This window comes from Bradyrhizobium roseum, from assembly GCF_030413175.1.
GTDB classification, from domain to species: domain Bacteria; phylum Pseudomonadota; class Alphaproteobacteria; order Rhizobiales; family Xanthobacteraceae; genus Bradyrhizobium; species Bradyrhizobium roseum.
This window is the reverse complement of the sequence record NZ_CP129212.1, coordinates 779,009-791,362: the sequence shown is the minus strand read 5'-3', so window position 1 is coordinate 791,362 and position 12,354 is coordinate 779,009. Positions and strand designations below refer to the sequence as shown.

Genomic DNA, 12,354 nt, shown 5'->3' with positions numbered 1-12,354 from the left:
GAGATCATGAAACGGCCGCGGAGCGATCCGCGGCCGTTTTGCTTTGCGGCCGCCTCACTCCGCCACGCCGACGAACTGCAGCACGATCTCGCGCCGGTGCGGCCGCGCGCGATGCTCGACCAGATAGATCGCCTGCCACGTGCCCAGCGCGGGGGCGCCCTGCAGCACCGGGACGTGCAGCGAGGTTGACGTCAGCATGGCCTTGATATGCGCCGGCATGTCATCCGGCCCCTCGGTGTCATGACGCCATCCGGCGCTCTCCGGCGCGAGGCGATCGAGCGCGGTGGCCAGATCAACCAGCACGGTCGGGTCGGCATTTTCCTGGATCGTCAGCGACGCCGAGGTGTGGCGAATGAACAGCGTCACTGCGCCTTCGCGCGCATGCACGTCGCGCAGGAATTTTGTCACTTCGGAGCTCAGGTCGGTAAAGCCTGCGCCGCGCGTTTCCACCGTCAGCAGCGAGGAGACGATGGTATTGGCGGTGACGACGGAAGGCGTCGTGCGAGAGAGGGATTTGGGTGAAGTCATAATGCCTATCTTTGTAGCGTGGGCAAAGGAGCGAAGCGACGTGCCCACCATCCATCATCGAACTCGTTGTGAGACGGTGGGCACGCTTCGCTTTGCCCACCCTACAAGTTCAGCCTTCGCCGGGACGACGAGAGGAGAAAGCGCAACGCACGACGGAGCTACCCGTCAAATCTTGCCGTCGATGTCCCGCTGCACGCGGTTGGCCATCTCGATCAGGCGCCGCCACGCCCGCTCCAGGAACGACATCATGCGGTCCATGTCGCGGTCGCTCGGCAGCGGGATTTCGATCTTGCGGCCGCCCTCCGCCGCCTTCGGCTCGGCGGGCTTGAGCGAGTCCGATTTCGGCAAAGGCTCTTCTATCTTGCCGGGCACCGCCGGCTCGCGCGCGGCGAGCTGCGACTTGAGTCGTTCGTTCTCGGCCTGCAGGCGGACAATGTCGGACTGCAGGCGGCCGATTTCGCTGTCCATCGCCGCGCGCTCGTCGGGCACAGTGTAGCAAGCCCAGCCCGCGCCAGAATTGTTGCAGGTCGAGACCGCGCCGGTGCGGGTGTCGAGACGGAGCACGCCGTCACCCGCCGGCGAAAGCGCGTAGCGGCCGTTCTCGGTCTCGGGCATCGGGCCCGCAAGCGCTTGACCGGCGCCAGCGCAGCAAACGGCCAGCAAGAAAATCGTGGAGAATTTCGACGACGATCTCGCTGTGCTCATGGGCTTGCTCCCGCCTCAGGAGTTACCGGTTTCCTCGACCGCCGGGGCGCTTTCAAGGCGCGTCCTGGACCTTTGAGGTATAGGGCGCCCGGCCGGACTTCAATGCGTCGTCCAGCAATTCAAGGCGGTCCTGCCCCCAGAACACCTCGCCGTCCAGCACGTAGACCGGCGAGCCGAACACGTCGGCGTCCAGTGCCTCCTGCCGATTCTGTTCATATCTGGCGCTGATGTCCTCCGCGCCGGAACGCTCCACCAGTTCCTGGCCGGGAAGCCCCGAGTCATCGGCAAGTTTTGCGATGGTTGCGGGATCGGCAAGGTTGAGCTGATCTTCCCAGACGGCGGCAAAGGCGCGGCGCAGATAGTTGTCGGGATCGTGGCCGGCCTCGAGCGCCGCGATCACGACGCCATCGGCCAGACGCGCGTTGAACGGCCAGTTCGCCGGCTGCAGATGAAATGTCAAACCGCGCTTGTCGCGCCAGCGCTGCAATTCAACCATCCGGTAGCGCTGCCGCACCGGGTGGCGCTTCAACAGGGGCAACCCGCCGGTCTCCGAGAACAGGTCGACCAGCACCACAGGTTTATGATTTACCTTGAGATCATAAGTACTTACCAGGCGACGAAAGGACTGGTGGCCGATATAGGCCCAGGGCGATTGGAGCGAGAAATAGTAATCAACCTGACGTGGCATGCGGGCTCCGGCACAAGGGATTCCTGCTTCGCTTTCGACATCCCAACAGAGCGCTCAAGGCTGCGCAAGATCGATACCTGTGGCAAACCTGCTGCACTGCGATCCCGGGTCTACCATGTCGCAGGCCAAGACTGAAAAACATCAATTAAATCAACAAAATAACCCGATGCGACCTAATCTTGACTTGAATAGACGCGCTAAGTATGGTCCGCGCGGCTTTCAAGGGTGACGGGCGTAATTTCCATCAACCGTTGGCATCGTTTAGTGTCGTGGGCATGGCCCAGGACAAGAAACACAACGTAAGTGGCGATCGCGATAAATCGTCGTCCGACGAAGCTGCGCTTTCCGCAAGGCTCGGAAGTCTCGATACCCGATTGTCCGAAATTCGCGACAGCCGCAAAATCAAGACTGATCAACCCGGAACTGAAAGCGGAGACACAGCCGCCAGAGCTTCTGCTATGGCGCTTGGTTTCCGGCTCTCCTCGGAATTGGTCGCGGGCGTTGTCGTCGGGGCGGCGATTGGCTGGGGGTTCGACCGTTTATTGTCGACATCGCCGTTCGGTTTCATCGTGTTTCTTCTGCTCGGCTTCGTCGCCGGTGTGGTCAACGTGGTGCGAACCGCCGGCGCAGGTCCAGGCAGGCGCTGAGCGTCGACGGGAAGTCACGACAGTTGAAATTCGATTGCCGGCCAGGCCGGTGGATAACGAGCCGCGCGGATGAAAATCGACCCGATCCATCAGTTCAATATCGAGCCCCTGTTCACGATCGGCCGTATTGGCAATCAGACGATCGCCTTCACCAATTCATCTCTTTACATGTTCCTCTCGGTAGCGGTGATTTCGCTGTTGATGATCGGCGGCATGGCAAGAGGACAACTGGTGCCCGGACGGCTGCAGTCGATCGCGGAAATCTCCTACGAGTTCGTGGCCGCGACGATCCGCTCGACCGCCGGCGCGGAAGGCATGAAGTTTTTCCCGCTGATCTTCTCGCTGTTCATGTTCATCTGCGTCTCGAACCTGATCGGCATCATTCCCTACACGTTTACGGTTTCGAGTCACATCATCGTCACTACGGCGCTGGCTCTTCTGGTCTGGTTCACGGTTCTGATCTACGGCGTGTACAAAAACGGCCTGAAATTCTTCAAGATTTTCGTGCCCTCCGGCGTTCCGGCCTTTGTTATGCCGCTGGTCGTTTTCATCGAAGTCCTGTCGTTCTTCTTCGTGAAGCCGGTTTCGCATGCGCTGCGTCTGTTCGCCAACATGCTGGCCGGCCACATCGCGCTGAAGGTGTTCGCTGGCTTCGTCGCCATGCTCGGCGTCTCGCTCGGCACCATCGGCTGGATCGGCGGCATCGCGCCGCTGGCGCTCACGGTGGCGCTGACCGCGCTTGAACTGCTGGTCGCATTCCTGCAGGCCTACGTGTTCGCGATCCTCGCCTGCATCTACCTCAACGACGCCATTCATCCGGGACACTAAGCGTCCGGGGAATTTCTACCCTCACTCTGTCTTATCTCTCAAGGAGCTCTAGAAAATGGAACCGGCAGCAGCAAAATTCATCGGCGCGGGCATCGCATGCATCGGCATGGGCGGCGCGGCAATCGGCGTGGCATTCATCTTCGGCAACTACCTCGCCGCGGCGATACGCAATCCTTCGGCTGCGCAGGGCCAGTTCGGCAACCTGATCTTCGGCTTCGCCGTGACCGAAGCGCTCGGCATCTTCTCGCTGCTGGTCGCGCTGCTGCTACTTTTCGTTCCGCTCTGAACTGCACTTTCCCGCGCCGCCCCCCGGGCGGCGCGCCTGACGGCAACAGGAGAACCCCGTGGCTGAAAAAAGTCATGGTACCAGTGCCCACACCGAAGCAGACGGCGGCCACGGCGGAACATTTCCTCCGTTCGAGTCAAGCACGTTTGCCTCGCAGCTGGTGTCGCTCGTTATCGCATTCGTCGCGCTCTATGTGATCGTATCCCGCTTCGCGCTGCCACGCGTCGAAAGCGTGATCGATGCACGTCAGAACGCGATCGAGGGCGACTTGGCCGCGGCGCAGAAGCTGAAGGACGATTCCGACGCTGCGTTGAAGGCCTATGAGACGGAGCTCGCTTCGGCGCGTTCCCGCGCGCAGGCCATCGGCAACGAGACCCGCGACAACCTGAACGCCACGGCGGAGGCCGAGCGCAAGAAGCTGGAAGATCAGCTCACCGCCAAGCTCGCCGCCGCCGAGAAGCAGATCGCGGCGACGCGCGAAACCGCAATGAGCAACGTCCGCGGCATCGCTGCGGACGCGGCCGGCGCGATCGTGCAACGCCTCACCGGCGTGCTGCCCGACGGCAAGACCGTCAGCAGCGCCGTCGATGCCACGTTGAAGGGATAACGGGATGTTTGCCCAACCGGAAACCTGGGTCGCGATCGCCTTCATCATCCTGATGGCGCTGTTTGCCTATCTCGGCATCCACAAGGCGGTGCTGACGGCGCTCGATCATCGCGCCCAGCGCATCAAGGCCGAACTCGACGACGCCAAGCGTCTCAGGGAAGAGGCCGCGAAGCTGCTTGGCGAGTACCAGACCCGCCGGGCCAGCGCCGAACGCGAGGCCGAGGAAATCATCGCCAATGCCAAGGCCGAAGCCGAACGCATCGCGGTGGAGTCCAAGGCCAAGCTGGAAGACTTCGTCGCCCGCCGCACCAAGACCGCCGAGAGCAAGATCGCACTCGCCGAAGCCCAGGCGCTGGCCGACGTCCGCGCCGCCGCCGCCAACGCCGCAGTCGACGCCGCCTCGGCCATCCTGGCGAAGTCGGTCAAAGGCTCGGTCGCCGACGACCTGCTCACCAGGGGCATCGCCGAGGTTCGCGCCAAGCTGAACTGAGCGGTTTTCAAACCCAACAAAAAGCCGGCGCGAGACGATCGCGCCGGCTTTTTTATTGCTTCTTCTTTTTCGGCGCCGCGCGTTCCGGCTTCAGGGACTGCGGATCGAAACCGATATAGAAGATATAGCTGTCGCCGACGGCGCCGGCAGGCGCCGGATAGGTCAGATCCTCGGCCACCAGCGTGAACGGCTCGCTGCCGCCTTCGGTCATGGTGACCGTTGTCTGGTAGGCCTTGGTGGCGATGGTCTTCTCAGCGACGCCGCCCTGCACCACCGCCACACGAATCGGAACCTGGACCGACGAAGGGGCGCCGGCCGGACCGGCAATAACGCGGCCCTGAATGCCGATCCGCGCCGTGATCACGCCGGCATTGACGCTGCATTCGCGCGCCATTCTGGAGATCGTCGCCTGGAATTTGAGGTCGTTGCCGACCGGCTGCTTGCCGGGCGCCGCAACCGCGTAGGTGGATGCGCCGGCTCTTACCGTAACCGGAGGGCAGGTCAGATCGCCGGTGTCCTGCGGTACCGCCGCCCCCGGCGCGCTGGTCGCCGGCGCCTCGTCCGACTTGCCGCCGAACAGGCTCTTGAAACGGTCGGTGAGCGACTGCGCCGATGCGGGCGCCACCACCAGGCAGACCAGCCCGCCCGCGACCGCCGCAGCCGCCATCATCCTCGCCAAATGATTGTCACCCATGCGACGTCCCTGATTCATCATGCCCTGTCATTGACCCCGGCGGCCTTATAGCAGCCCAATGGCGGCGAACCCAAGGCCACCCAAACGCCACCAAACAGCTTGGAAATCAACGGTTCAGCCGCGGAAATCCTCATGCAGCAGGCCGAACAGCAGGTGGTCCTGCCAGACGCCGTTGATGCAGAGATAGCGCCGCGCCAACCCCTCGCGGGTGAAGCCGGATTTCTCCAGCACCCGGATCGAGGGCGAATTGGTGGGAATGCAAGCGGCCTCGATGCGGTGCAGACTGAGCTCGCCGAACAGCGTCGGCAGCAGCACCCGCAGCGCCGCGGTCATGTAGCCGCGCCCGGCATAGGGCTCGCCGACCCAGTAGCCGATCGTGCCGGCCTGCACGATGCCGCGGCGGACATTGGCGAGCGTGATGCCGCCGATCATCGCGCCGTCGGAGGCGCGGAAGATGATGAACGGATAGGAGCGGTCGGCGGCGATATCCTCGGCGTAGCGGCGCAGCCTGCGGCGAAAGCCGGCGCGGGTCAGATCGTCCGACGGCCAGATCGGCTCCCATGGCGTGAGATAGGCGCGGCTGTGCTCGCGCAACTGCGACCATTGCAGGAAGTCCGCCATCTGCGGCGCGCGCAAGAGAAGCCCATGGCCGCGCGGCACGAGCGCGGCCGGTCCGCTGGTTGGCAAACGAAACAGGGCCATGCCCTCAACTCTCCCGCCCGAGTTACCTCTCCCTCGTCGCAATCTTGAGGGGAGAAGTTGGCGTTAGTGTAGCAGCGACTTCGCTTTCGACCTCGTTAATCCTTCCGCAAAAGACACCGCCGTGTCCAGCCCCCGGCCGCTGCCCAGCGCGACCACCGCCGGCCGGCTGCGGGACAGCAGCGCATGCGCGGCATTGCGAGTCGATTCGACGCTGACCGCATCGATGCGGGCGACCAGCTCTTCCACCGTCTGCGGCCGGCCGTAGGCCAGCACATGGCGCGCCAGCTGTTCGGCGCGCGAGGAGCAGCTTTCCAGCGCCATCAGAAGGCCTGCCTTCATCTGCGCCTTGGCGCGGGCGATCTCGGCTTCCGTCAGGGTTTCCACGGCGTCGTTGATGACGTCGACGATCACTTCCATCATCTCCGGCGCGTCCTCGGGATCGGTGCCGGTATAGAGGCCGAAAAAGCCGGTGTCCGAATAGGGCGCGTGAAAGGTGTAGATCGAATAGCACAGGCCGCGCTTCTCGCGCACTTCCTGGAACAGCCGCGACGACATCCCGCCGCCCAGCGTGTTGGTGAACACCTGCAGCGAGAACAGCGACAGGTCGGTCTGCGGCACGCCCTCGAGCGCCAGCGTCAGATGCGCCTGTTCGAGATCGCGATGCACCACGCGCGAGCCGCCCTTGCCGAACATCGCGGGCGTCGGCTTCGGCGCCGGCGTGGCGTCGAAACTGACAAATCGCTGCGCCGCTTCCTCGACCACACGCTGGTGGTCGACCGCGCCGGCGGCGGCCACCACCATGTCGGGGCCGCGGTAATGCGTCGACAGATAATTGCTGAGCATGTCGCGGTCGAAATCCTTCAGCGTGTTGGCGGTGCCGAGCAGCGAACGGCCTATCGGCTGATCCGGGAAACAGAGCTCGTTAAGATGCTCGAACACGACGTCGTCGGGCGTGTCCTGCGCCGCACCGATTTCCTGCACGATGACGCTCTTCTCGCGCTCCAGTTCGTCAGGCACGAAGGACGGGTTGGCCAGGATGTCGGACAGCACATCGAGCGCCAGCGGCACGTCGGCCTTCATCACCCGCGCATAATAGGCGGTGGTCTCGGTCGAGGTGCCGGCGTTGAGATCGCCGCCGACCGCCTCGATTTCCTCGACGATTTCGCGCGAAGACCGGCGCGTCGTGCCCTTGAAGGCCATGTGTTCGAGCAGATGCGAGATGCCGTGCTCGTTCGGCTTCTCGTCGCGGCCGCCGACGCCGGCCCAGACGCCGAGCGCCGCGGTTTCAAGATGCGGCATGCTGTCGGTGACGACGGTCAGGCCGGACGGCAGCTTGGTAACGTCAACGGTCATCCGGCTACTCCCTGCTTCGCGGCACGGCTCACCGAGCGCACGAATTTCTCCACTTCGGCTGAATCGTTTTTCATTACCGTGATGTGTTCGGATTTGGTCATGAGTCCATCGAGCCAGGGCGGCAGTTGCGGCCGCACGCCACAGGCGGCTTCCACCGCATCGGGGAATTTCGCGGGATGCGCGGTCGACAACACGATGTTGGGAATCCGCGAATCCGAGGTGTCGCGCTCGGCCACCGCCAGCGCCACCGCGGTATGGGGATCGACGAGATCGCCGGCCTCGCGCCAGGCGGCGCGGATCGCCGCCGACGTCTCGGTCTCGTCGGCGCGGCCGGCGTCGAACTCCTCGCGGATCGCGCCCAGCATCGCGTCCGGCAGCACGAAGCGCCCGGACTGCTTCAGGGAGTCCATCAGCCGGCGAACGCTGGCGGCGTCGCGGCCGCTCGCCTCGAACAGCAGCCGTTCGAAATTCGAGGAGATCTGGATGTCCATCGAGGGCGACGCGGAGGCGTGAACTTCCTTCACCTCGTAGATGCCGGTCTTGAGCGTGCGCGGCAGGATGTCGTTGATGTTGGAGGCGATGCGCAGCCAGCGCACCGGCAGCCCCATTTTCTTCGCGACATAGCCCGCAAAAATGTCGCCGAAATTGCCGGTCGGCACGGTGAAGTCCACGGCGCGCGCGGGCGCGCCGAGCGCGACGGCGGAGGTGAAATAGTAGACTACCTGCGCCACGATCCGCGCCCAGTTGATCGAGTTGACGCCGGACAGCGCGACCGCGTCGCGGAAGCCGTGGTTGTTGAACATCGCCTTCACGAGCGCCTGGCAATCGTCGAACGTGCCCTCGATCGCCACCGCATGCACGTTCGGCGCACCCGCCGTCGTCATCATCCGCCGCTGCACGTCGGAGATCCGCCCGTTCGGAAACAGCGCGACCAGATCGACATTGTCGAGGCCCGCGAACGCGTCGACCGCGGCGCCGCCGGTATCGCCCGAGGTCGCGACCACGATGGTGGTGCGCTGATTGCGCTTGGCCAGCACGTGATCCATCAGCCGCGAGATCAGCTGCATCGCAACGTCCTTGAACGCCAGCGTCGGGCCGTGAAACAGTTCCAGCACGAATTGATTGGGCCCGATCTGGTCGAGCGGCGCTACCGCGGGATGGCGGAAGGTGGCATAGGCTTCGTTCGCCATGCGGCCGAGATCGGCGTCGGAAATTTCACCGGCGGCGAACGGCTTGATCACGTCGACGGCGACTTCCCAATAGGGCCGGCCGAAAAATCCCGCGATGGTCTCGGCAGAGAGTTGCGGCCAGATCTCGGGCACATAAAGACCGCCGTCGCGGGCGAGCCCGGTCAGCATCACATCGCAGAAACCCAGGACCGGGGCCTCCCCCCGCGTCGAAATATAGCGCGTCAAACCACCCTCCAAAGGCGCAAGCCTTATGCCAAGCCTTTGATATCCATCATGAATTTATTTCGCCCCGGGGCGAAGCAAGGGCCACCATAAAGCGTTTGCGGCGAAGGGGAAATGCCATGGGGTCAAAAAGAAGCTAGGCCGAGCGGTCGACAAGGCGTCCCGCTAGCCATAGCGAAACGCCTCGACCGGATCGAGCCGGGCCGCACGCCAGGAAGGATAGAGGGTCGCCAGGAAGGACAGCGTCAACGCCATGGCCACCACGGCGGCGGTCTCGCCGAAATCGATCTCCGCCGGCATTTTCGACAGGAAATAGAGCTTTGGCGGAAACAGCTCGGTGTTGGTGATCCAGGAAAGGAATTGCCGGATCTTTTCGATATTCACACAAACAAGCATACCGACCAGGAGCCCGGTCAGCGTGCCGACCACGCCGATCGCGGCACCCGCGATCAGGAACACCCGCATGATCGATCCGCGCGAGGCACCCACGGTGCGCAGGATGGCGATATCGCTGCCCTTGTCCTTGACCAGCATGATCAGGCCCGACACGATGTTCAGCGCGGCCACCAGCACGATCAGGGTCAAGATCAGGAACATGACGTTGCGCTCGACCTGGAGCGCGGCGAAAAACGCCGAGGTGCGCCGCCGCCAGTCGACCAGGTACACCGGCCGCGCGGCGGCGTCCGCCACGGGCTTGCGGAAATCGTCGACCCGATCCGGCCTGGCTTCGAGGAAGATCTCGATCGCGCTGACGTCGTTGGCGCGGTTGAAATAGGCCTGCGCCTCGGCGAGCGGCAGGAAGACCATCACGGAATCATATTCCGACATGTCGGTAGAGAACACCGCCGCGACCTTGTACGGCTTCATGCGCGGCGTAACGGCCTTCGACGTCAGGTTTTCGCCGGGCGCGACCAGCGTGATGGGGTCGCCGGCGCGCAAGCTCAATTGTTCGGCAAGCCGGCGTCCGATGGCGACGCCCTCTCCCTGCTGAAATGCCTCCAGCGAGCCATCCCGGATATTGCTGGCGACCGAGGCAAGCTTGTTCAGATCGTCGGCGCGAATGCCGCGAATGAGCACGCCGGAGGCGGTCTGCGCCGACGAGGCCAGCGCCGGACCGTCCACCACTGGAACGACCAGCTTCACGCCCGACACCTGGCCGATGCGCGCTGCGACGTCCTGCCAGTCCGTCAGCGGTGACTCCAGCGGTTGCACCGCCAGATGGCCGTTCATGCCGACGATCTTGTCGATCAACTCCTTGCGAAAGCCGTTCATCACGGCCATCACGATGATCAGCGTCGCGACGCCGAGCATGATGCCGAGAAACGAGAAGCCGGCAATGACGGAAATGAACCCTTCCTTGCGCCGCGCCCGCAAGTAGCGCCCGGACAGCAGCCATTCGAACGCCGAGAACGGCAGGGGGCGCGTGACGTTTTCCATGCCATCACTCTAGCGCCTTTTTACGCCAATTCGAGCGCCCGGCTGCGCAAACATTTTTAGTCCACCGCCATATTCCCGCCACGCGGGATTTGACGCCGCGCACTTGCCATTGCCAAACAAAAAGAGAGCCGCGGCAGCGCCGCGGCTCTCTCTCTTGGAAGGGTCTGTCGTTACTCGGTGCAGACCTTCATGGTCTTCATGCCGGTTTCGGCTTCGGTCCTGGTCTTGAACGTGCCGTTGTCGACGACCGTGGTCGTGGTGGTCGTCGGCTTGGTATCGACGATCGTGCACTTCTTCGTGGAGGCGTCGCGAACCACGTAGAACTCGGCAGCGACCGCGGTTTCAGCAGCCGCCGACGCGGCAAGGATTAGCGCTCCCGTCATCAGAAATTTCTTCAAGGCTTCCTCCTCAAGTTTTCACAACGGCCGGTCAACACCCGAAGAAGTCCACGGTTCCTATTTTTCCCGAATTAAATATTTCCTCCGGCAACCGCCGCGTGAACCGCTAGCCGGCCGGCGGCCCGTCCAGCGTCTTGAGATATTTGAGGCCTTCGACGGCCAGCAGCTCGCTTTCATTAGTGCCGGCCTTCCAACGCTCACAGATAAAACGCCGCAATTTTTCGCGACGGACGTCGGTCTCGGCGATATTGCGGTGGATCAGGAGATAGACGCCCCACGCTCGGGTGCAGGCAATCTCCACGATATCCTTGTCAGCCATTCCTCACTCCCGCCTCCACATCGAGCCCACATATTGCAACTTTTTCCCGAGACATCTACAGCAACCTTAAAACAGCTTCCGGGTGCGCCGCAGCATCGCGCTCGTAGATGAACAGAAGGATGGCCGACATTCCTCATGACCGCTTTTGCTTCCCGCCCTCAGGAACAAACGCTCGCCGGCTCGCTTGTGCATGACGTCAATCACGCGAACGGGAGGAAACTTGATGAGACGAATTGTCCTGATAGGCGCCGCATTGATTGCTTCGCTAGCCATGAGCGCATCCGCTTCCGCCAGGCTGGGTATGGCCCCGATGGCCGCGGAAGACGGCTCCGTAGTCCAGGTCAAGCATGGGCGCGGCCATGGCATGCATCGGGGACGCGGACATCATTACGGATGGTACAGGGGACGCGGCCACCACAAGCACGGCTGGCACAGGGGACGCGGCTACCGTCACTGACGATAGGCCTTCGCTGGATTCGCGCTCGCCATTCCATTGCCCGGGCGATGCGCGAATGCAGCGGCTCGAACGGGTCGCGCCCGACCGGCGCGGCCGGTTCAGCCGAGTTCCATCTCCACCGCGATCCGGATCAGGTCCGAATGATTCTTGGCGCCGAGCTTCTGCTTGAGCAGCGAAGTGGTGTTGGCCACCGTCTTGTAGGAAATCTCCAGCGCATCGGCGACCTCGACGATCTTGTCGCCGCGGCCGAGCAGCCGCAATATTTCCAGTTCGCGCGCTGTCATCTGCGACGCCGGATTGGCCTTGATCGAAGCACCTGAGAAGGTCACCGCTTCCGCCAGTTGCGGCGAAATGAAATTGTCGCCGGCAGCCACCTTGCGCACGGCCTTCACCAGCAACCTCGGATCGTCACATTTCGAAACGTAACCCTGCGCGCCCATCTCGATGGCGCGCACCACGAACGCCGGATCGTCGTTCATGCTGAACATGATGATCCTGGCGTCGGGATCGTCCTTGCGGATGCGCCGCATCAGTTCGAAACCCGACACATCCGGAAGCTTGATATCGATCACGGTGACGTCGGGCCGCCTCGCCACATAGGCGCGGTGCCCGGATTTGGCGTCGGCGGCTTCTTCGATACGCACTGTATTGTCCGACGCAAACAGCGACCTGCAACCCGACAGGACCACCGGATGGTCGTCGACGATCAACACCCTGGTTGCCGATCTGGTAATATTCTGCATTCACTCATCCCCTTCGGGATTAAATAGGCCGTTGGCGATTTTTTAAAAGAGAAATCTTGG

The 12,354-nt window shown here is 63.1% G+C and carries 16 protein-coding genes; 5 read left to right on the top strand and 11 right to left on the bottom strand.

The annotated features are described in order from the left end of the window. Positions 1-54: 54 nt before the first annotated feature. The 3 genes from QUH67_RS03610 to QUH67_RS03600 form a co-directional block, all read right to left on the bottom strand. A complete protein-coding gene (locus QUH67_RS03610; protein WP_300945274.1) occupies positions 55-528 on the bottom strand; it encodes a secondary thiamine-phosphate synthase enzyme YjbQ in 474 nt (157 codons plus the stop codon). Between the two features lie 165 nt (positions 529-693). Continuing rightward, on the bottom strand, positions 694-1,233 hold the full coding sequence (locus tag QUH67_RS03605) for a hypothetical protein (protein WP_300945273.1): 540 nt from the start codon (positions 1,231-1,233) through the stop codon (positions 694-696). 52 nt (positions 1,234-1,285) lie between these two features. Beyond that, positions 1,286-1,921 carry a 2-hydroxychromene-2-carboxylate isomerase gene (locus QUH67_RS03600; RefSeq protein WP_300945272.1) on the bottom strand — a complete coding sequence of 212 codons (636 nt, stop codon included), beginning with the start codon at positions 1,919-1,921 and terminating at the stop codon, positions 1,286-1,288. 275 nt (positions 1,922-2,196) lie between these two features. Here QUH67_RS03600 and QUH67_RS03595 point away from each other — a divergent pair, with 275 nt between their 5' ends. The 5 genes from QUH67_RS03595 to QUH67_RS03575 all read left to right on the top strand — a co-directional run bounded on the left by QUH67_RS03595 (position 2,197) and on the right by QUH67_RS03575 (position 4,779). Then, the gene (locus tag QUH67_RS03595) at positions 2,197-2,568 is read left to right on the top strand and encodes an AtpZ/AtpI family protein (protein WP_300945271.1); all 372 of its coding nucleotides are present in this window, start codon (positions 2,197-2,199) and stop codon (positions 2,566-2,568) included. Positions 2,569-2,637: 69 nt separating this feature from the next. Continuing rightward, positions 2,638-3,396 carry a F0F1 ATP synthase subunit A gene (locus QUH67_RS03590; protein ID WP_300945270.1) on the top strand — a complete coding sequence of 253 codons (759 nt, stop codon included), beginning with the start codon at positions 2,638-2,640 and terminating at the stop codon, positions 3,394-3,396. Positions 3,397-3,451: 55 nt separating this feature from the next. Beyond that, a complete protein-coding gene (locus QUH67_RS03585; protein WP_300945269.1) occupies positions 3,452-3,682 on the top strand; it encodes a F0F1 ATP synthase subunit C in 231 nt (76 codons plus the stop codon). Between the two features lie 58 nt (positions 3,683-3,740). Continuing rightward, complete coding sequence (locus tag QUH67_RS03580; protein ID WP_300945268.1) at positions 3,741-4,289, top strand: F0F1 ATP synthase subunit B family protein; 549 nt, start codon at positions 3,741-3,743, stop codon at positions 4,287-4,289. Between the two features lie 4 nt (positions 4,290-4,293). Next, a complete protein-coding gene (locus QUH67_RS03575) occupies positions 4,294-4,779 on the top strand; it encodes a F0F1 ATP synthase subunit B family protein (protein WP_300945267.1) in 486 nt (161 codons plus the stop codon). 52 nt (positions 4,780-4,831) lie between these two features. Here the strand turns inward: QUH67_RS03575 and QUH67_RS03570 are convergent, their stop codons facing one another. The 8 genes from QUH67_RS03570 to QUH67_RS03535 form a co-directional block, all read right to left on the bottom strand. Next, on the bottom strand, positions 4,832-5,473 hold the full coding sequence (locus QUH67_RS03570; protein ID WP_407080404.1) for a hypothetical protein: 642 nt from the start codon (positions 5,471-5,473) through the stop codon (positions 4,832-4,834). Positions 5,474-5,587: 114 nt separating this feature from the next. Next, the gene (locus QUH67_RS03565; RefSeq protein ID WP_300945266.1) at positions 5,588-6,175 is read right to left on the bottom strand and encodes a GNAT family N-acetyltransferase; all 588 of its coding nucleotides are present in this window, start codon (positions 6,173-6,175) and stop codon (positions 5,588-5,590) included. 63 nt (positions 6,176-6,238) lie between these two features. Then, entirely contained in the window at positions 6,239-7,528 is a 1,290-nt protein-coding gene (locus QUH67_RS03560; protein ID WP_300945265.1) for a M16 family metallopeptidase, read from the bottom strand. After that, positions 7,525-8,943 carry a threonine synthase gene (gene thrC / locus QUH67_RS03555; protein ID WP_300945264.1) on the bottom strand — a complete coding sequence of 473 codons (1,419 nt, stop codon included), beginning with the start codon at positions 8,941-8,943 and terminating at the stop codon, positions 7,525-7,527. Before thrC ends, QUH67_RS03560 begins: the two co-directional genes overlap by 4 nt. Before the next feature lie 162 nt (positions 8,944-9,105). Beyond that, complete coding sequence (locus tag QUH67_RS03550; protein WP_300945263.1) at positions 9,106-10,377, bottom strand: lipoprotein-releasing ABC transporter permease subunit; 1,272 nt, start codon at positions 10,375-10,377, stop codon at positions 9,106-9,108. 170 nt (positions 10,378-10,547) lie between these two features. After that, positions 10,548-10,775: a hypothetical protein gene (locus QUH67_RS03545; protein ID WP_300945262.1), complete on the bottom strand. Its 228-nt coding sequence runs from the start codon at positions 10,773-10,775 to the stop codon at positions 10,548-10,550. 106 nt (positions 10,776-10,881) lie between these two features. Further along, on the bottom strand, positions 10,882-11,094 hold the full coding sequence (locus tag QUH67_RS03540; protein ID WP_300945261.1) for a hypothetical protein: 213 nt from the start codon (positions 11,092-11,094) through the stop codon (positions 10,882-10,884). 555 nt (positions 11,095-11,649) lie between these two features. Beyond that, positions 11,650-12,294, bottom strand: coding sequence for a response regulator transcription factor (locus QUH67_RS03535; RefSeq protein ID WP_300945260.1), 645 nt, complete (start codon positions 12,292-12,294; stop codon positions 11,650-11,652). Between the last annotated feature and the right edge of the window lie 60 nt (positions 12,295-12,354).

Bases quoted from the DNA above. Each gene is read 5' to 3' on its own strand.
- QUH67_RS03600 (WP_300945272.1), bottom strand. From the start codon at position 1,921: ATGCCACGTCAGGTTGATTACTATTTCTCGCTCCAATCGCCCTGGGCC.
- QUH67_RS03590 (WP_300945270.1), top strand. From the start codon at position 2,638: ATGAAAATCGACCCGATCCATCAGTTCAATATCGAGCCCCTGTTCACG.
- QUH67_RS03610 (WP_300945274.1), bottom strand. From the start codon at position 528: ATGACTTCACCCAAATCCCTCTCTCGCACGACGCCTTCCGTCGTCACC.
- QUH67_RS03575 (WP_300945267.1), top strand. From the start codon at position 4,294: ATGTTTGCCCAACCGGAAACCTGGGTCGCGATCGCCTTCATCATCCTG.
- QUH67_RS03585 (WP_300945269.1), top strand. From the start codon at position 3,452: ATGGAACCGGCAGCAGCAAAATTCATCGGCGCGGGCATCGCATGCATC.
- QUH67_RS03595 (WP_300945271.1), top strand. From the start codon at position 2,197: ATGGCCCAGGACAAGAAACACAACGTAAGTGGCGATCGCGATAAATCG.
- QUH67_RS03570 (WP_407080404.1), bottom strand. From the start codon at position 5,473: ATGGGTGACAATCATTTGGCGAGGATGATGGCGGCTGCGGCGGTCGCG.
- QUH67_RS03560 (WP_300945265.1), bottom strand. From the start codon at position 7,528: ATGACCGTTGACGTTACCAAGCTGCCGTCCGGCCTGACCGTCGTCACC.
- QUH67_RS03565 (WP_300945266.1), bottom strand. From the start codon at position 6,175: ATGGCCCTGTTTCGTTTGCCAACCAGCGGACCGGCCGCGCTCGTGCCG.
- QUH67_RS03535 (WP_300945260.1), bottom strand. From the start codon at position 12,294: ATGCAGAATATTACCAGATCGGCAACCAGGGTGTTGATCGTCGACGAC.
- QUH67_RS03605 (WP_300945273.1), bottom strand. From the start codon at position 1,233: ATGAGCACAGCGAGATCGTCGTCGAAATTCTCCACGATTTTCTTGCTG.
- QUH67_RS03550 (WP_300945263.1), bottom strand. From the start codon at position 10,377: ATGGAAAACGTCACGCGCCCCCTGCCGTTCTCGGCGTTCGAATGGCTG.
- QUH67_RS03540 (WP_300945261.1), bottom strand. From the start codon at position 11,094: ATGGCTGACAAGGATATCGTGGAGATTGCCTGCACCCGAGCGTGGGGC.